General features: G+C 64.9%; 17 protein-coding genes. 9 read left to right on the top strand and 8 right to left on the bottom strand.

The genetic code is table 11. The annotated features are described in order from the left end of the window. Window positions 1-94 precede the first annotated feature (94 nt). The 5 genes from C8K14_RS14645 to C8K14_RS14630 all read left to right on the top strand — a co-directional run bounded on the left by C8K14_RS14645 (window position 95) and on the right by C8K14_RS14630 (window position 2,374). Window positions 95-964 (top strand): LysR family transcriptional regulator, encoded by an 870-nt coding sequence (locus C8K14_RS14645; RefSeq protein WP_107717197.1) that lies wholly within the window; start codon window positions 95-97, stop codon window positions 962-964. 364 nt (window positions 965-1,328) lie between these two features. After that, complete coding sequence (locus C8K14_RS14640; protein ID WP_022677081.1) at window positions 1,329-1,535, top strand: cold-shock protein; 207 nt, start codon at window positions 1,329-1,331, stop codon at window positions 1,533-1,535. Window positions 1,536-1,621: 86 nt separating this feature from the next. After that, window positions 1,622-1,831, top strand: coding sequence for a hypothetical protein (locus C8K14_RS14635; protein ID WP_062782566.1), 210 nt, complete (start codon window positions 1,622-1,624; stop codon window positions 1,829-1,831). A 33-nt stretch (window positions 1,832-1,864) separates the two neighbouring features. After that, window positions 1,865-1,993: a hypothetical protein gene (locus C8K14_RS23130; RefSeq protein WP_255352173.1), complete on the top strand. Its 129-nt coding sequence runs from the start codon at window positions 1,865-1,867 to the stop codon at window positions 1,991-1,993. 123 nt (window positions 1,994-2,116) lie between these two features. Continuing rightward, on the top strand, window positions 2,117-2,374 hold the full coding sequence (locus C8K14_RS14630) for a hypothetical protein (protein ID WP_022677084.1): 258 nt from the start codon (window positions 2,117-2,119) through the stop codon (window positions 2,372-2,374). A gap of 3 nt (window positions 2,375-2,377) precedes the next feature. Here the strand turns inward: C8K14_RS14630 and C8K14_RS14625 are convergent, their stop codons facing one another. Beyond that, window positions 2,378-3,859 (bottom strand): exopolyphosphatase, encoded by a 1,482-nt coding sequence (locus tag C8K14_RS14625; protein ID WP_054131040.1) that lies wholly within the window; start codon window positions 3,857-3,859, stop codon window positions 2,378-2,380. 7 nt (window positions 3,860-3,866) lie between these two features. Next, on the bottom strand, window positions 3,867-6,023 hold the full coding sequence (locus tag C8K14_RS14620; RefSeq protein ID WP_179563347.1) for an RNA degradosome polyphosphate kinase: 2,157 nt from the start codon (window positions 6,021-6,023) through the stop codon (window positions 3,867-3,869). Between the two features lie 578 nt (window positions 6,024-6,601). On the opposite strand from C8K14_RS14620, the gene C8K14_RS14615 reads away from it, so the two are divergent. Together C8K14_RS14615 and C8K14_RS14610 are read left to right on the top strand one after the other, a co-directional pair. Continuing rightward, window positions 6,602-6,793 carry a YezD family protein gene (locus C8K14_RS14615; RefSeq protein WP_062782575.1) on the top strand — a complete coding sequence of 64 codons (192 nt, stop codon included), beginning with the start codon at window positions 6,602-6,604 and terminating at the stop codon, window positions 6,791-6,793. 156 nt (window positions 6,794-6,949) lie between these two features. Continuing rightward, on the top strand, window positions 6,950-9,418 hold the full coding sequence (locus C8K14_RS14610; protein WP_107717195.1) for a TonB-dependent receptor: 2,469 nt from the start codon (window positions 6,950-6,952) through the stop codon (window positions 9,416-9,418). A 108-nt stretch (window positions 9,419-9,526) separates the two neighbouring features. Here the strand turns inward: C8K14_RS14610 and C8K14_RS14605 are convergent, their stop codons facing one another. Next, window positions 9,527-10,360 carry an AIM24 family protein gene (locus tag C8K14_RS14605; protein WP_062782581.1) on the bottom strand — a complete coding sequence of 278 codons (834 nt, stop codon included), beginning with the start codon at window positions 10,358-10,360 and terminating at the stop codon, window positions 9,527-9,529. A gap of 241 nt (window positions 10,361-10,601) precedes the next feature. On the opposite strand from C8K14_RS14605, the gene C8K14_RS14600 reads away from it, so the two are divergent. After that, a complete protein-coding gene (locus C8K14_RS14600; protein WP_062782584.1) occupies window positions 10,602-11,897 on the top strand; it encodes a cytochrome b/b6 domain-containing protein in 1,296 nt (431 codons plus the stop codon). A 64-nt stretch (window positions 11,898-11,961) separates the two neighbouring features. Here C8K14_RS14600 and C8K14_RS14595 read toward each other — a convergent pair whose 3' ends face one another. From C8K14_RS14595 to C8K14_RS14575, 5 genes are all read right to left on the bottom strand, one after another. Next, complete coding sequence (locus C8K14_RS14595) at window positions 11,962-12,681, bottom strand: TetR/AcrR family transcriptional regulator (RefSeq protein ID WP_233251100.1); 720 nt, start codon at window positions 12,679-12,681, stop codon at window positions 11,962-11,964. Then, window positions 12,635-12,904 carry a hypothetical protein gene (locus tag C8K14_RS14590; RefSeq protein WP_062782587.1) on the bottom strand — a complete coding sequence of 90 codons (270 nt, stop codon included), beginning with the start codon at window positions 12,902-12,904 and terminating at the stop codon, window positions 12,635-12,637. Before C8K14_RS14590 ends, C8K14_RS14595 begins: the two co-directional genes overlap by 47 nt. Before the next feature lie 113 nt (window positions 12,905-13,017). Continuing rightward, on the bottom strand, window positions 13,018-14,457 hold the full coding sequence (locus C8K14_RS14585; protein WP_107717194.1) for an efflux transporter outer membrane subunit: 1,440 nt from the start codon (window positions 14,455-14,457) through the stop codon (window positions 13,018-13,020). Window positions 14,458-14,477: 20 nt separating this feature from the next. After that, window positions 14,478-16,085 carry an MDR family MFS transporter gene (locus C8K14_RS14580; protein ID WP_107717193.1) on the bottom strand — a complete coding sequence of 536 codons (1,608 nt, stop codon included), beginning with the start codon at window positions 16,083-16,085 and terminating at the stop codon, window positions 14,478-14,480. Next, entirely contained in the window at window positions 16,085-17,242 is a 1,158-nt protein-coding gene (locus C8K14_RS14575) for an HlyD family secretion protein (RefSeq protein ID WP_107717192.1), read from the bottom strand. The genes C8K14_RS14580 and C8K14_RS14575 overlap by 1 nt, the downstream gene beginning before the upstream one ends. A gap of 493 nt (window positions 17,243-17,735) precedes the next feature. Between C8K14_RS14575 and ahpC the strand changes: the two genes are divergently transcribed. Then, window positions 17,736-18,299 carry an alkyl hydroperoxide reductase subunit C gene (gene ahpC / locus C8K14_RS14570; protein ID WP_062782590.1) on the top strand — a complete coding sequence of 188 codons (564 nt, stop codon included), beginning with the start codon at window positions 17,736-17,738 and terminating at the stop codon, window positions 18,297-18,299. Window positions 18,300-18,501: the final 202 nt, after the last annotated feature.

The following is an 18,501-nucleotide window of genomic DNA, read 5'->3' as shown; positions in this document are numbered from 1 at the left end:
CCATTGATGCCCCGTCTTACGCCAGCCAATCGATCGGAACTAGCGATACATTGTTATCTTTTATGATAAGACCTGGATATGATACCGCAGGCCCATGAAGCGCCTGGCCATCTATCACCTCGAAACCCTGCTGTGGATTGCCCGCCTGGGCACGTTCCGCGCCGCGGCGGAGCGGCTCAATACTACACAGCCCGCCATTTCCGCCCGCGTGAAAGAGATCGAGGAGCAATTGGGCGTCGATCTGTTCCGCCGCGAAGGGCGCAATATGGTGCTCACCGCGCGCGGCCGCGCCCTGGTTGCCGATTTCGAGCCGCTGTGGGCCGGCTTCGAACGCGCGCTGTTCAAGGCGAGCGACTTTGGCGGCGCCACCGGCATCGTGCGCATCGGCACCGGAGAGATCGCCGCCGCCAGTTGCCTGCCCGCCTTCGTCGCGGCGGTGGAGCAAGACCTGCCCGGCGTGACGCTGGAGATCGAGCTGGACCTGACCGCCCGCATGCTCCAGCAACTGCTCGCCGGCACCAGCGACATGGTGTTCCTCGCCGGCCCGGTCGCCAGCCCCGGCGTGCGCACCACGCCACTCGGCAGCGTCGCGCTGGTCTGGGCCGCGAGCAAGGCCACGGCGCAGGCCGGCGGCTTCAAGCAGCCGCTGCCGGTCTGGTCGATCCCGGAACACTCCCCGATCCACGGCATCATGCGCGAATCCCTCGCGCAGCACGGCATCACGCCGCCAGTCATCCGCACCTGCAACAATGTCCGCGCCCTGGTCGAAATCATCCGCCTCGGCACCGGTGCTGCGCTGCTGCCCGAAACCATGGTGCGCGGCGAACTGGCGAGCGGGGAACTGGTGCAAGTCCTGCCATCGCCCAAGCGGCAACTGCGCTTCGAAGCGGCGATTAGAAGCGCGGAGCGGGATCCGCTGATCCTGGAGCTGTTCCGGCGGGTTAGTGGGCTGCGGATTGATTAGCCCAAACATTCCCTCCCCCAGCCCCTCCCGCCAGCGGGAGGGGAGCGAAGAGAGCAGCGCTAAAGTTCCCCTCCCGCCTGCGGGAGGGGTTAGGGGAGGGCTTGTAAGCGCCAAAACCCAATTCTGTCGCATTCCTTCGGCGTGCCATGTTGTATTGTGCATCAATCCAGGCCGGGATGTCAGGAAAACCGAGAATTGCCTTTCAATTTTTCGGCATCGTGTTATTAGGATTTTGCTTACGTCGCATGCGACGGATAAATCGGCAGCTTTATGCCACCCCTTTATCCTTTTCTAGCACTACAGAAGCCGGGATGTGCCGCTGTTGGCGCATGCCCGTCAAACCATGGGATAAAGGGTTATCCATATGACGACCGGAACCGTAAAGTTTTTCAACGTCGACAAGGGCTATGGCTTCATTGCGCCCAATGACGGCGGCACCGATGCCTTCGTGCACATCTCGGCCGTGGAACGCGCCGGCATGCGCACGCTCGAAAAGGACCAGCGCGTTTCCTACGAGTTGGAAACCGATCGCCGTGGCAAGGTTTCGGCAGTCAATCTCCAGGCTGCCTGATGGATGCGGGTCGCGCGGTTGATCCAACCGCGCGACCACACCGCACCTGTCGCTACATGCCAAATTGACATTGCTGGAGGCCGAAAATGTCTGATCCGAAAAATCGTCCGTTCCTGATCAACAAGGATGCGGAAGGCAATTTCCGGCTGACCGTGCGCAGTGTGCGATACAACTCGCAAGGGTATCCGTTGGTCACGGCGGCACTGCAAGACGAACTGTTCAAGACCATGGCTGGCGCCCGCACATTCGCGCGCGACAACTTTGGTGCGCAGCCGGGCGAATACGCTTCAAAGTAAAGAGCGTTGTTCGCACCGTGAAAAGGAATTGGCATGGCCAAGGGACAAAAGAAATCCAACAAGGAAGTGCGCAAGCCCAAGGCGGCCAAGCCGCCCAAGCTTAACGCCTCCAATCCATCGACCAAGCCAGCGCCGGTCGGGATCGTCACGATCAAGCGGTGAGCCCGAGCGGGCAACTGCCCTGCTTTGCCACTCTGGCCGCGCCGATGCCAACGCTCGGCGCGCCGTTGGCATGCCGGAAAATCAGCAAGATTGCCGGCATCGCCAACCGGTGGAGCCAGTTTCATGACGGATAGTCCCAGCCTCATCGACCCCCAGTTGCTCGATGCGCACGAAGCGTCTGATATTTCAGCCATCAACGGCATCGTCAGTCTGGCGAACATCCTGCGCGGCCGCAATATTCTGACCGACGCCGAGGCTTCGGCCTTGCACGAGAGCATGAGTTTGCCGCTTGGCATGGCCAAATACGCAGACAATCCATCGGTCCAGGACATTCAGCTCAATCTCGACCGCCTGTTTGCGATGGTCGTCCGCCCGGGTTGAGCCCTACCGCTCCCTGATCGCCGCCTTCAGCCCCAGATGCGCGGCAAGCGCTTTCAAGTCCCGGCCCACGCTGTCGTTGATCAGCACGGCATGGCGATCTTCCACTTCCATCACCAGCACCTCGCCTTCGCGGCGCAGCGTGCTGCCGTTGAGCGCGGAGGGCGCGCCCACGGTGAACCGCCGGCATAGGCGGGTGGCAAGGCCCCAGGCCTGGGCTTCGCGCAGCGAGGCGGGGGTGGCGAGGAGGTTGAGGTCTTCGGGCAGCGTCAGCTTGCCGGTATTGGCGATCATGGCCGCGGCAAGCATCGCGCGATCGCGCGCGGTGGCGCCGATCCAGCGTTTGCGCAGGCCCCATTCGTGCGCCAGGTCGCCGCGCAGGTTGGGCTCCACCGTGGCCGAGGCCATGCACAGCATCGTCGCGGCCAGGCGCAGGCGTTCGCGCCGGTCGGGCCCGTCGGTCTGCACCACGCCGGCGGTCCAGCCGGCCACCATGCTGGCGGTGTTGGGTGAAATGCCATGTTCCTGGGCAAAGGCAGAGGCGCCGGCGACCAGCGGTTCCTGCCCGCGCACGGCATCGGGCATCGCTTCCCACAGCACGCCTTCGCGCAGGCCCCAAGCCGAAAATACCAGCCGTTCAGGCTTTAGCCGGGCGATCAGCACGGCGAGCAGCGCGGCAGTATCGGGCAGGCTGGCAAGGCGCCCGCCGGAAACCCCGGCAATCGGCGCCACCGCCTCTCCCTTGCGCCGCGCCAGGGCCTTGGCCAGCTTGAGCGCCAGCGCAGGATCGGCGACATAGCCGTGCGGATCATCGATCGGAAAGCGCGTTTCCACCATCATGTGGCGGGCAAAGGCGCGCAACGAACCGCCAACGAGATAGAGCGTCTGCCCCGGCGTGGCTTTCCATTCCGCCTTGGCCAGCGCCTTGGTGATCTTCTGCCCGAACGCGCGCTGCCCTTCGGCGCGCAGCGCGGGCAGGCGCAGCGTGCCCAGCGGCAGGCTGACCCCATGGGTGCAGCGCTGCCCGTCCACATCGACCAGTTCCAGGCTGCCGCCGCCCAGATCGCCGACTACGCCCTTGGCTTTGGGGAAGGCGCCCAGCACGCCGTGCGCGCTGGTGATCGCCTCTTCCTCGCCCGAGAGCAGGCGCGGGGCAAAGCCCAGCTTGGCGATGGCATCCAGAAAGGCCGGACCATTGCGCGCGTCGCGGCTGGCGGCGGTGGCCACCACGTCGAGTTCGGTCACCCCCTGCAGTGCCAGGATCGCCTTGAACCGGGCGAGCGAGGCCAGCGCCAGGGCCATGGCCTTGGGTGAAAGATCGCCGCTTTCGGCCACGCCCTTGCCCAGGCGCGCGGTCACTTTCTCGTTGTGCAGCACCTTGGGCGCGCGCAGCGGCTGGCCATAGATGACCAGGCGCACGGTGTTGGAGCCGATATCGATAATGGCGCGCTTGGGCGCTTCTTTGCCACGGGACAGGCCAAATGCCATCGCGCCGTCAATCGACCGTTGCGCCACCGCGCCGCAGCGCCAGCTTGGGCACCTTGCGCCCCTTGGTAAGGGCCGCGCCGCGGCCCGAAAGCGAAGGATTGGTCATGAAATAGCGGTGCACATTAAACGGTTTCTCGCCCGCGTCGGATCGACACGAAACCCGCTGATAATCGCCATCGGCGTGCAAAGTCCAGCTTTGCTCGGTATCGATGAGGTTGGCCAGCATCACCTGGTCGAGGATCTGGTCGTGCACCGTGCGGTTGCGGATCGGCACCAGCACTTCCACCCGGCGATCCAGGTTGCGGCTCATCCCGTCGGCCGAAGAGATGAACACCCGCGCGCGCCGGTTGGGCAGGGCGCCGCCGTTGCCGAACGCCCAGATGCGGCTGTGCTCCAGAAAGCGGCCGATGATCGATTTCACCGTGATCCGTTCCGAAAGCCCGGGCACGCCGGGCCGCAGGCAGCAGATGCCGCGCACCACCAGCGAAATGTCCACGCCAGCCTGCGCTGCGGCATAGAGCCGCTCGATCAGGCGGCTGTCGGTCAGCGCATTGAGCTTGGCCCAGATCGCGGCGCGCTTGCCCGCGCGGGCAAAGGCGATCTCGCGCTCGATGCAATCATACAGCGTGCGGCGCAGGCCGATTGGCGAGATGGAAAGAAACTCGGTGTTCTTGGGCTCGACATAGCCGGTGATGAAATTGAACAGCTGCCCGGCATCGCGCCCCGCCTTGGGATCGGCGGTGAAGAACGACAGGTCGGTATAGATGCGCGCGGTCACCGGGTGATAGTTGCCGGTGCCAAAGTGGCAGTATGTGCGATAGCCATCGCCCTCGCGCCGCACCACCATCGAAACCTTGGCGTGGGTCTTCCAGTCGACGAAGCCATAGATCACCTGGACCCCGGCGCGCTCCAACTGGCTCGCCCAGTGCAGGTTCTGCTCCTCGTCAAACCGCGCCTTGAGTTCGACCACGGCCGTGACCGACTTGCCCGCCTCGGCCGCCGCGATCAGCGCGGCGATCACTGCCGATTGCTTGCCGGCGCGATAGAGTGTCTGCTTGATCGCCACCACATCGGGATCTTCGGCGGCCTGGCGCAGGAAATCGACCACCACGTCGAAACTTTCGAACGGGTGGTGGATCACCAGATCCTTTTCGCGGATCGCGGCAAAGCAATCGCCATCGTGTTCCAGCACGCGTTCGGGATAGCGCGGGTTATAGGGCTCGAACTTCAGTTCCGGGCGCGGCATGTCGACGATCTGCGACAGGCCGTTCATCGCCAGCAGGCCGCGCGATTTCACCACCAGCGCATAGTCCAGGCGCAGCTTGTCGCGCAGCAATTGCTCGGCCGTGGGATCGAAATCATCCTGCAACTGCAGCATGATCACTTTACCGCGCCGCCGCCGCTGGATCGCCGTGCGGAAATAGCGCACCAGGTCTTCGGCGTCTTCCTCGATCTCCATGTCGCTGTCGCGCAGCACGCGGAACGTGCCCGAACCCTGGATGCGAAAGCCGGGAAACACCGTGGCGGCGTTGCGGCGCACCAGTTCCTCGATGCTGATCCAGCCGCCATCGTCGGGCAGCTTGACAAAGCGCGGCAGCGCCGGCGGCACCAGGATCATCTCGGTGACCGGGTCATTATCGGCCACCCGCACCATCGAGAACAGGATGCCGGTGCCCTGGTTGGCGATGAACGGGAACGGGTGCGCCGGATCGATCGCCTGGGGGGTAAGCACCGGCATGACATGCTCGGTGAAATAGCGCGCCAGCCAATCGGCCTGGTGGCGGGGCAGGGGCTTGTCGCCCACCAGGTGGATGCCGGCGTCGGCCAACAGGTCTGACAGTTCGCCCAGCACCACGCGCTGCGCGCTGACCAGGTCTTCCACGGCGCCGTGAATCTGCTGCAACTGCTGGGCCGGGCTGAACCCGTCGATCGAAACCTCGTCGATCCCGCGCCGCACCTGGCCGGCGATCCCGGCCACGCGCACCATCATGAACTCATCGAGGTTGCTGCCCGAGATCGACAGGAAGCGCAGCCGCTCCAGCAGCGGATAATTGGTGTTCTGCGCCTCGGCCAGAACGCGGCGGTTGAACATCAGCCAGCTCAACTCGCGGTTGAAATAGCGCATCGGCGGTGGACCCTCGGTCAACGCGGATAGGGCCTGCATCGGCAGCACGCCACCCGGCGCTGCGCTGGTTTCTGCCACGATTGCTGTCCTGCTTGGTGTTGTTGCGGTCCCGCGCGCCATCGTTCCGCTTTGCTACTCTTGTATGACAAGCACGATGTTAGAAACGGGCAGCGGCGCCTTGGCAAGTGCAAAGCGGCCCTGTCAGGAAACGTTACAAGCCGTGCGTTAATCTCTACTCGTTTTGTCGAGAATCATGCCCGCTTCGCCGCCCGCCCGCTCGTCAGCGGGCGTCGTTACGCTAGATTGCGAGAATGGCCCCGGTGAGTCGCGTGCCCAGGCGCGCGCCCACGGCCGATCCGCAGCGGGCTGGCCGCGCATGCCCAAGCCCGCTGCGGACTCTGGTTGTTAATGCATATTATCAAATGCTTGGTCCGCGTTGCTGGGCCGGGCCTGCTGGTGTGCGGGTCAGGCGTAGCGCCGTTCATCGTGGCGAAAGTTTCGCTATCCGGCCTCCAACAACTCGTTTAATGTCTATCGTAAAAGTTGAGTATAAGAAGGTGGCAACAGGCACCTCGCCACGGCGGGGCCAAGACCCAAGCCTTTGCAAGAGAGAGCCGATGTCCATCACACCTGCCAATGCAGATCTGGCCGCCCGCGATCCGGAACAGGCCCGCCTGATCGAGCAATCGCTCGACAGCGTGCGCGAGGCCCTGGCCGGGCTGCGCTATGGCCATGTCGGCCTCACCGTTCACGAAGGCCGCGTCGTCCAGATCGACGTGACCGAGAAGCGCCGCTTCAACAATCACTGATCCGCCAGAATTTTCGATCACGCCAAGCAATCCATGGCGGCACCACGGCTCTGGGGAGGGCCGCCGGTCATGGCAAAAACCAACAACAGACCATGCCGCCACCCGCCACGGAACCCCTCCGCGCGCGTGATCCGGCATGTCGAAAGGGATATCAGCATGCTCGTTCGCGCCCATCTTGCCGCGTCGGTGGCTTCCGCCGGCCTGGCTCTCGCGCTCGCCGCCCCGGCCCATGCCGCCGATGCGCCTGCACCGGCCGACGCCGCCAGCAAATCTGTGCCAGCCGCTGCCCAGCCGCCGGTGGATGACAGCATCGTCGTCACCGCCCGCCGCCGCGCCGAAACCGTGCAGACCGTGCCTTTGGCTGTCACCGTGGTGGGCGGCGCGCATATCGATGCCGCCGGCGCGTTCAACGTTGGCCGCCTTACGCAGTTGACGCCCACGCTGCAGTTCTATTCGTCCAACCCGCGCAATACCTCGGTCAATATCCGCGGGCTGGGCGCGCCGCTGGGCCTGACCAACGACGGCATCGAGCAGGGCGTGGGCGTCTATATCGATGACGTATTCTATGCCCGTGCCGCGTCCTCCACGTTCGACTTCCTCGACGTGAGCCGCATCGAAGTGCTGCGCGGGCCGCAGGGCACGCTGTTCGGCAAGAACACCACCGCCGGCGCGCTCAACATCACCACCCGCGCTCCCACGTTCGAGCCCGAGGCCCGGCTGGAAGCGACCGCCGGCAACCTTGGCTTCGTCCAGCTCAAGGGCGCGGTGTCTGGCCCGCTCAGCGATACCCTGGCGGTGCGCCTGGCCGGCTCGTTTACCGAGCGCGATGGCACGATCTACAACGTCAAGCAGCGCCAGTGGATCAATTCGCAAGACAACAAGGGCGCGCGGCTGCAATTCCTGTGGCGCCCGTCGAGCACTGTCGAAGTGACGCTGGCGGGGGATTACAACAAGCAGAACCCCAATTGCTGCGCGCTGGTCTATGTGCGCACCGGCGCCACGCAGCGCCCGCTCAACCGCCAGTACGCCGCGCTCGCTGCCGCGCAGAACTATGCCGTGCCCAGCACCAATCCGTTCGATCGCGTGACCGACGAAGACGTGGCCCTGCGCGCCAAGAACGAGGTGGGCGGCGTGTCGCTGCGCGCCAAGATCCAGACCGGGCTGGGCACGATCACCTCGATCACCGCGTGGCGCTATTGGGATTGGGATCCGTCGAACGACCGCGACTATCTCGGCCTGCCGATCACGACCAAGTCCAACAATCCCTCGCACCAGGACCAATATACCCAGGAACTGCGCCTGACCGGCGAAACTGGCCGCTTCAACTATACCGTCGGCGCATTCGGCTTCTATCAGAAGATCCACACCACCGGCATTCAGCAGCAGGGTCCGGCGGCGAGCAAGTTCCTGATCGCGCCGAGCAATGCGCTGTCCAACGATCCCAGTGTGCTCAACGGCCTGACTTCTGCCAACGACATCACGCTCAAGAACACCAGCGCGGCGATCTATGGCAAGTTCGGCTACAAGCTGACCGACACGCTGTCGATCCAGCCGGGTGTGCGCCTCAACTATGACAAGAAGGACGGCATCTACAATTCCACCGTCACTGATGGAAACGGCGCTCTTGTCACGTTTGCCACCAACAACACCGCGCGGCAAAAGGCCCAGCTGGCCGTCCTCGCACCGCAGTATTTCGTCGCCAATTTCAGCGATTGGAACCTGTCGGGCGACGCGACGCTGGCCTGGGATCCCACCAGCGACGTCCACGTCTATGGCACCTATGCGCGCAGCTTCAAATCGGGCGGCATCAACCTCAACGGCGTGCCGGCCAACACCGATGGCACTCCGCTGCTGCAGTTTGCCACGATCAAGCCGGAACGCGTCAACCACTTTGAACTGGGCATCAAGACGCAGTTCTGGAACCGCAAGGGCACGTTCAACGTCGCCGCGTTCCGTACCGATATCAACGACTATCAGGCGCAGGTGACGAACTACACCGTGGGTGCGCTGCGCGGCTATCTCGCCAATGCCGAAAAGGTGCGTACCCAGGGTGTCGAAGTCGATTTCGCAGTGCGGCCGAGCGAGCGGATCAGCCTCTATTCCAACGCGGCCTACACCGATGCCAAGTATATCCGCTTCAAGAACGCGCCCTGCGCGCCCGAGCTTTCGGGCGGCACGCAGAATGTCGATGCCAATGGCAACCTGATCGGCACGCCGGCCGCGCCGGGCACGCCGGGGATCAGCCCGCTGTCGTGCGACATTTCCGGCCAGGTGCTGCCCGGCGTGTCGAAGTGGTCGTTCTCCTATGGCGGCGAAGTCAACCTGCCGGTCCAGGCGTTCGGCGGGGAAGGGCAGGTCTATCTCGGCGTCGATGGCAACTATCGCTCGCGCTTTTCGTCCAACCCCACCCCTTCGGCCTATACCTGGATCGAAGGCTATGCGCTCACCAACTTCCGCCTGGGCGTGCGCCGCGAGGGCCGCTTCGATATCTATGGTTGGCTGCGCAATGCCTTTGACACGCACTATTTCGAGCAGCTCGCGGTCGGTTCGGGCAACACCGGCCTGATCGTGGGTCAGGTGGGCGATCCGCGCACCTATGGCCTTACCGTGCGCACGCAGTTCTAAGCGGCGCGCGGGGGAGCGGGCTTCGACAAGCTCAGCCCGAACGGAAACCAAGGGAATTTCTCCAAGGTCCGTTCGCCCTGAGCCTGTCGAAGGGCCTATCCCGAAACCCTAGCGATTGCCGTCGATGAAATCACCCAGCGGGCCCAGCACCGAACCTTCGCCGCGGTTGCTGCCCCCGCCGGGTATGGCAGCGGCGACGACGCGGCCGGCCAGGCGGGCAAAGGGCAGGGACTGAATCCACACTTTGCCCGGCCCGGTCAGGCGCGCAAAGAACAGGCCTTCGCCGCCAAACAGCACGCTGCGCACGCCGCCCGCGCGCACCAGGTCGAAATCGATCGACGGGGTATAGGCGGCCAGGCACCCGGTATCGACATGAAGCTGTTCGCCCGGGCCAAGCTCGCGTTCCACCAGGGTGCCGCCCATCTGGACAAACACCCAGCCATCGCCATCCAGCCGCTGCATGACAAAGCCTTCGCCGCCAAACAGGCCGGTCATGATCCGGCGCTGGAACGCGATGCCGATCGATACGCCGCGCGCGGCCGCCAGAAAGCTGTCCTTCTGGCAGATCAGCGTGCCGCCCAGGTCTGACAGCTTGAGCGGCAGGATCGTGCCCGGCACAGGCGCTGCAAACGCAACGCGTGCCTTGCCATGGCCGTGGTGGGTGAACACGGTGGTGAACAGGCTGGCCCCCGTGACCAGGCGCTTGCCCGCCCCCAGCAGCTTGCCCATCAAGCCGCCGCCATCGCCGTCGCTGCCATCGCCAAACACCGTGGTCATCTCGATCGCGGCATCCTTCCAGACAAACGCGCCAGCCTCGGCCACGGCGCTCTCGCCGGGATCGAGTTCGATCTCGACGAACTGCAGGTCATTGCCGCGAATGGCAAAGTCCACGTCGTCGGCGACGCCGGCGCGGCGGCTGTGGCTCCAGGGGCTGCTGCTCATGGGAAATGCGGTCTCCTGATGGCGCGGGGCAGGGCGCCCACGCGCGGTGACGCAGCGAACCATGACATGGCTGCAACGCACGCTCCAGCCTGGTTCGTCGTGATGACGATGGCGGTCGATCGGCGACATGCACCGGTTGGATCGCACCTGATCCGGCATGGATCGGCTGGGCATATCAAAAGCCACAACCGCCTGTTATAGACAGCGCGGGTGGCCAAGAGGATGAGGAGATTTTCGCGGCATGAATGACACGTTTTCGCGGGGGCTGTCGCCAAAGCGCTATGCCCTGAGTGCGATCATCCTCCACTGGTCGATCGCGGCGTTGCTGCTGTTTCAGGTGTCGCTCGGCTGGCGGCTGGAAGACCTGCCCAAGGGCACGGCCAGCTTTGCCGGCTACCAGTTTCACAAGTCAGTCGGCTTCCTGATCCTGGCGCTCAGCCTCGCGCGCCTGGGCGTGCGTCTGGTGGCGCGGCGCCCGGCACCGGCCGAAGGCGCGCCGGCGGTAAAGCTGCTGGTCAAGGTCGTGCACGTCCTGCTCTATGCAGTGATGATCGTGGGCCCGCTGTCGGGCTGGATCATGGTGTCCACTTCCAAGATTCGCATGCAGACCATGGTGTTCGGTAAGCTGCCGATGCCCAATCTGCCGGTGGGCCATGCCTGGCACGAGCCGGCCGAAACCATTCACGGCGCGCTTGGCCTGGTGACGCTGGGCCTGTTCGCGCTGCACGTCGCTGGCGCGCTGCGCCATCACTTCATGGGCGATGATCTGCTGGGCCGGATGATCCCGGCCAATACCCGCCGCGGCCTGACCATCGGCGTGATCGTCGCGCTGATCGGTTCGGCAGGGGCCATGGCGCTTGCCAAGGTCTGGCCGTTTGGTGGCCCGGCGGTGGCGCCGGTTGCAGCCGCGTCGGCTGATCCCGATGGCGATGAGTCAGAAGCGGCCACCGATATGGCCAGCGATGCCGCAGTTCAGGCGCCGGCCAGCGCGGCGGCGCCCGTGGCCGATGCATCCGCCGGCGCTGAGGCTGCTGCCAAGGCGGTTGCCTGGCAACTCGCGCCCGGTGGCAAGCTTGGCTTCCACGCCACCTATTCGGGTGACGCGATCAACGGCAGCTTTGGCCGCTGGGACGCCAAGATCGTGTTCTCGCCCGATGATCTTGCCCATTCCACGCTGCGCGCCACGATCGATCTGGCTTCGGTCGGCACCGGCGATGCGCAGCGCGACGACATGCTCAAGGGCGACAATTTCTTCCGCGCCGCCGCACATCCCCAGGCGATCTATACTGCATCGCGTTTCCGCGCGCAGTCGCCCGGGCACTATGTCGCCGAAGGTACGCTGTCGCTGGCCGGCAAGATCCGCCCGGTGCCACTGGCCTTTGTGCTGACGATCGATGGCGATCGGGCGACCGCGCACGGCACCGCCACGTTGTCACGCACGGCGTTTGGCGTCGGCACCGGTGAATGGGGTGGCACCGATACGCTGCTCGATGGCGTGACGGTCGATTTCGCGCTCAAGGCCAAGCGCCAGTCCTGATCCGCGTTCCCGCCCGCGCCTGGCCGATACCGGGCGAGGGCGGGCGAGGGCGGGATGCGATCGGTCAGCGTGGCGGCGCGCCGGGCGATCCTTGCTGGCGCACCCCGGCAAAGAAGAAGCTGACATAGCGATCGGCCCAGCGCATGTGCTGCGCGCGATCATGCCCGCCTTCGGAACTGGCCATCTTGTAGTGGCCTAACAGGCCTTCGAGCCAGAACCGTGCGGCGTTCTCGCAATCGTCGATGACGATCTCGCCCCGCTGCTGCGCCATTTCGAACAGGCTGCGAATCTTGTCGACCGCGTTGCGATAGACCATCGCGCGATAGCCGCCCTGCGGGCTGCCGGCTTCGGTATCGAGCCAGTCGATCAGCCGTTCCATCAGCTTGCCATCGGGGGAATGGAGCAGTTCCAGCGTTTCCACGGCGCGCAGGCTAAACGTTTCTGCGAGTGAACGGTCGCTTTGCAGCGCGGCGATGGCATCGCGGCGCTTGGCCACGGCGTGATGCACCAGCGCTTCCAGCAGTTCGCGCTTGCCGGCAAAGCGGGAATAGATCGTGGCCTTGCCGATATGGGCATGGCGCGCAACGCGATCGAACGTGAAGGTATCCAGCCCGCTGTCCAGCAAAACCTCCCAACTGGCGTCGAGAATCTTGCCGTAAAGCTGTTCTGCCTCTGCCACCGAGGGGCGCCCCCGCCGCGGCGCGGCGGGCGATGCCATGCCGTCGGTGGCCGGCGCGTCAGTGGCGGGCGGTTGATCCGTGCTGGAATGCGGCGGCAGAGTCATCGGCCGCACTCCCGTTGCCCGAGGCCGTCGCCGCATCGATCTGCGCGACGAAGGTGTACGACGCCGAAAATTCCGCTGCCGTTCCGGGCAAGGCCGATGCACTGTCGCGTGCCGCAATCTGTCCCGGCCGCTTTACGCATTCGCGATGTGCGGGGCAGGTCATTTCCAGCCCTTCCTGATAGGCCAGCCAGACGCGGCGGCCGATATCCGAAAACCAATCCATCCTTCCCAACCCTCTGTCCGAGTGGCTCACGCCTTTGCGGCGTCTTGTGAAGGAAAATTGACACAGATTCGGGCGTTCGCAAAGCGCTATAAACGGAACGGATCTGGCTCATTTCAGCGGTCCTGGGCCGGTGCCTGCCACCCCAGGCCAAGCGCCTTTTCCACGGCGATGAAATCGGTGGTCAGCTCTGCAGCGGCCGCTGCAGTGGCTTGGGCTGCCTGCACCTGCTGGCGTTGCGCGCTCAAGGCGTCGCTGCGGGCCACGGTGCCGGCATCGGCCCGCTGTTGCTGCAGGGCTTGCGCCCGCGCGGCTTGCGCCTGGCTATCCAGCGCCTTGCCATAGACCTGGCGCTGGCTGCCAAAGCGGGTGAGGGAGCCTTCGGCATCCTGCAGCGCGGTCAGCACCGTGTTGCGATAATTGGCTTCCTGCTCGGCATAGGCCTGGCGCTTGCTGGCCACCTGTGCCTTGTTGCGCCCACCGTCGAACAGGCTCCAGCGGATTTGCGGCAGGGCCAGGCCGATGATCTTGGACGGATCGACCACATCGCCGATGCTGGTGCCACCCAGGCCCAGCAGGCCCATGAAGCTGATCTTGGGCAGGCCAGCCGCGATCTGTGCGCCGATGTCGGCATTGGCGGCGGCCAGCTGGCGCTCGGCCATGCGGATATCCGGGCGGTTGCGCAGCAGGCTGGCGGGGTCGCCCACGGCCACGCTGGCCGGCGGCAACGGCAGCGGCGCCGGCGTGGTCAGCGTGGCATCGAGCGCGCCCGGTTCCTGCCCGGTCAGCACGGCCAACTGATCGATCAGCACGGTGATATCGGCCCGCGTCTTGGCGCGGTCACCCTCGGTTTGCGAAGCCTGGCCACGGGCCTGGGCCAGCGGCTGCTCGGGCGCGGTGCCGCCTTGCAGCCGTTGCTGCGCCAAGTTGACCAGCTGGGCATCGATCGCCGCCTGCTGATCGAGCAGGGCCAGCACGGCCTGCTTGGCGCGCAGCGAAACATAGGCGCGGGCGATTTCGGCCGACAGCGTCACGCGGGCATCATCCGCGCCGGCCTCGGCCGCTTCGGCACGGGCGCCGGCAGCGGTGATCTTGCTGCGGGTGCCGCCGAACAGGTCCAGTTCCCAGCTCGAGTCAAAGCCCACGTTGTAGATCGTGGTGTCGGTGCGGCCGGTATCGTTGCCACCCAGGATGTTGGAGGGCACGTTGATATAGGGCACCGCGCCCGAAACATTGAGCGTGGGGATCAGCGCGGTCTTGTTGGCGGCAAGGCCGGCGCGGGCCTGGGCGATGCGGGCATTGGCCGCCGCGATATTGGGCGAATTGGCCAGGCCCTTGTCGATCAGGCTGCCCAGCACCGGGTCATTGAGCGCATCCCACCAACGCGCGGAGGATGCCGTGGCGGTGGTGGTGGCAGCGTCGCCCCGCAGGAACGCGCTGCGAGCCGCGGCGCCCGGCGCAGCATCGGGCGCGCCGGCATACTTTGGGCCAACCGTGGTGCACCCGGCAAGGGCGGCGGACGCGAGCAGGGCGATGGCCAGGGGGCGGAAAGCCATGGGGCGTGAAGAATGTTGCATCAGTGCATCGCCATGTTGTGGTGGCCCTTGGGCAGGGGCCGGAGAAGGAAAACGAGCGGCAGGACGACAGCAATGCCGACCATCAGCGCGATGAACTCATCGGTGTAGGCCATGACCAGCGCCTGCTTGAGCACCATGCCGTCGATCGATTGCAGCGCGGCAGAAAGGCCGTCGGGCCCGCCACCAAACGAGGCAGCCTGGCTCGATACCCAGTCCTGCACGCTGGGGCTGTTGGCCGGCAGGGTTTCGTGGATCGACCAGCGGTGGAATTCCTCGCGCCGTTCCTGCAGGGTGGCGAGCAGGGCCAGCGCGATCGAGCCACCGAGGTTGCGCGCCGCGTTGAACAGGCCCGATGCGTCACCGGCTTCGTCGGGCTTGACGCTGGCAATGGCTGCCTGGTTGAGGAACAGCATCGACAGGGCCTGGCCCAATCCGCGCATCAGCTGCGACACGACAAAGTCGGAGCCATCGGAACTGACTGTCAGCGTGGTATCGAGCCAGCACGAACCGGCCATGATCAGCATCCCGGTCAAGACCACGTAGCGCAGGTCGAACCGCTTCACGAGCAGCGGGAACAGCGGCATCATCATGGCTGCCGGAATGCCTGACAGGAACACGATCTGCCCTGATTGATAGGCATTGTAGCCAGCGATCGCGGCCAGGAACTGCGGGATCACATAGGCCGTGCCATAGAGCACCGAACCGATCAGCAGGCCAAGCACGAAGACCGCGGCAAAAGCACGGTTGCGCAATAGCGCCAACTTGATCACCGGCCGTTTGGCAAAGAGCTGCCCGATCGAGATGAGGATGAACCCAACGATGGTCACCCCGGTCAGTTGCCAGATCAGCGTGGATTGAAACCACTGTTCGCGGTTGCCTTCCTCCAGCACCACGGTCAATCCGCCCAGGCCCAGTGCCAGGCCAAGAATGCCCAGCCAATCGGCGTTCATCAGTTCATCAAGGCGCATCTTGGTGTTGGACAGGCCAACCATGAGGAACACCATCAGGATGATGCAGATCGGAATGTTGATGAAGAAGGCATAGTGCCACGAGAAATTCTCGGTCAGCCAGCCGCCGGCCAGTGGGCCCATCACTGGCCCAAGGATCAGCGTGGAGCCGAACAGCGCGGTACCTACCGGTTGCTGGTGGCGCGGCAGGCGCGTGGCGATGATGGTCATCCCGGTAGGAATCATTGCCCCGCCGGTGAAACCCTGGCCGACGCGGCCCACGATCATCATGGTCAGCGTGGTGGACAGGCCGCACACGATGGAAAAGCCGGTGAACAGCACCGAGGCGATCAGCAGGAACCGCTTGAGCCCGAACACGCGTTCCAGCCAGGCGGTGAGCGGGATGATGATGATCTCGGCCACCAGATAGCTGGTGGCGATCCACGTGCCTTCGGTGGAAGACGCGCCGATTTCGCCCTGGATGGTGGGCAGGGCCGAATTGACGATCGAGATGTCGAGCGTGGCCATCAGCGCGCCGATGGCCCCGGCCACCACGGCCAGCCAGGCGGTCAGATCGGCATTGCCAGAGCTGGAACCAGCCGCTGGCTTTGCCGCGCCACCCCCGTTGCCGGCCTCGGCCGGAAGGGTTGCGGCGGCCATTACTTGGCTCCCTGGTCCTGCTCGGCGCGGATCGCCTTGATGGCGCCCTTGGCGGCGCGGGTATCGACCTTGACCGTCAGCGACAGGCCAGGGACCAGCACCTTGCGCGATTCCTCGCCCGCGTTGATGCGGATGCGCACGGGCACGCGCTGGACGATCTTGGTGAAGTTGCCGGTCGCGTTCTGCGGCGGGATCAGCGAGAAGTTCGCACCCGTGCCCGGCGTGATCGAATCCACTACGCCATGGAAATCGACATCGGGCAGCGCGTCGACATGCATCGTCACCGGCTGGCCGGGGCGCATCAGGCCGATCTGGGTTTCCTTGAAATTGGCTTCCACATAAATCGCCTGCGTCGGCACGATGGTCAGCAGGCGCTGGCCGGGCTGCACGAACTGGCCCAGGCGCACGGCCGAGGAGCCGACCTTGCCGGCGATCGGCGCGACAATGCGCGTGGTGCCGACATCGTTGCGGGCGGCCTGGCGGCTGGCCTCGGCAGAGGCGATCTGCGCGCTGGCCTGCTGCACCTGGGCCTTGGTCGTGGCGATCTTGCTGGCGGCGGCCTCGACCATGGCCTGCTTGGCGCGCACATCGGCCGCGGCCTTGTCGCGCGCGCTGGTCAGCTGGTCGAGCTGGGTGCGCGGTTCGGCACCGCTGGCGGCGAGCGGGGCATAGCGCGCCACTTCGCTGCTGTAATAAGCCAGGTCGCGCTGCGAGGCGGCGAGGGCGGCCTTGGCCTGGTTGAGGCTGGCCTGCGCTTCGGCGATGCCGGCAGAGGTAGCCTGCTCGGCGGCGCGGGCCACGCTGACCTGGGCATCGGCCTGGTTCAGCTTGGCGCTGTAATCGGTTGGGTCGATCTGCACCAGGAAAGTGCCGGCAGGAACCTGCTGGTTATCGGCCACGCCGATCTGCCGCACATAGCCGGCCAGCTTGGAACTGACGGTCACGCCATCGGCCTTCACATAGGCATCGTCGGTCGACTGGATGTACTGGCCGTTGTTGCGATAATCGATGAAGGCATAAATGCCATAGACCAGGCCCACCGCCGCCACGCCCAGCGCGATGCGGCCGATCAGCTTCTTGCGGCCGCGGGTCGCGGGCGCGGTCTCTTCAGCAGGTTCGGTGGACGGGGTTGCGGCAGCGGTGTCGGGGGCGGGCATCGGAGGGCTTCCTGTCAGATCGGCAAAAATGGAACGAGACAGTTTAGTTCAATATTGGCGCAATTGGCGAGCGGTGCCTTGGGCTGCAAGTGAAAGTTTTCGAAGCGAGCTTGCGAAAATTGCAACCTGAAACGTCAACATGTTGGCTTTGAAAGATTTTTAAGGCAAGTCGTGTGCTGCCAGCGCCCAGGTGTGAGTTTTCAGGCGGGCGGGAACCAAGGCTTGCACGCGCTGCAATTCGCAGCTGCGCAATTGGTTCCCTGCGCCGGCGCTGTCCAAAGGGCATGTCGGGGCACGACGCATGGATGCGATGAGCGCTGGGAGCGTCTTATCGAAAGGATCAATCAATCTGGGCGGAATTGATCATTGGCAATCGCCGGCGCCCATGCCTAATTGCTGCCCTGCAACGAGGGGCGCTGATGCGCTGTGGCGTGTCTTGCCCCTCTTGCCAGCATTCATTTCAGCCACGACCAACCACAAGGAAGTCGAACCCATGTCGATCGTCGGAACCAAGCTCAAGCCGTTCCAGGCCACTGCCTATCTCCAGGGCAAGTTCGTCGATGTCAGCGATGCTGACGTCCTGGGCAAGTGGGCCGTGTTCTTCTTCTACCCGGCCGACTTCACCTTCGTGTGCCCGACCGAGCTGGAAGACCTCGCCGACAAGTATGAAGAGCTCAAGAGCCTGGGTGTGGAAGTCTATTCGGTGTCGACCGACACCCACTTCAGCCACAAGGCCTGGCACGACAGCTCGCCGGCCATCGGCAAGATCAACTACTACATGCTGGGCGACCAGAACCACACCATCTCCAACAACTTCGGCATCCTGCGCGAAGGCGTTGGCCTGGCCGACCGCGGCACCTTCGTGGTCGATCCCGATGGCGTGATCCAGCTGGTCGAAATCACCCCCGAAGGCGTGGGCCGCAATGCCACCGAACTGCTGCGCAAGATCAAGGCTGCCAAGTACTGGCGCGAAAACCCCGGCCAGGTCTGCCCGGCCAAGTGGGAAGAAGGCGCCGAAACGCTTGCTCCCTCGATCGATCTCGTCGGCAAGATCTGATTCTTGCTGCCTGAACCGGGGCGGGCCAGCGCGCCCGCCCCGGACCCGGGCACCCCGGCCCCTTGCGCGCGCCCACGCGGCGCCGACGCCTCTATCGGCCGGGAAAGCCCCCAAATGTCTGCCCGCTCCGCCCATCCCAGGCGTGAGGCCGTCCATGGCCCCACGCGGCACGCACCCTCCTGCCTGAGAGAAACACGCCATG

The organism is Novosphingobium sp. GV079 (assembly GCF_003058045.1).
Taxonomy (GTDB): Bacteria; Pseudomonadota; Alphaproteobacteria; order Sphingomonadales; family Sphingomonadaceae; genus Novosphingobium; species Novosphingobium capsulatum.
The sequence above is the reverse complement of the archived record's forward strand: the minus strand, read 5'-3'. Positions and strand labels throughout refer to the sequence as shown.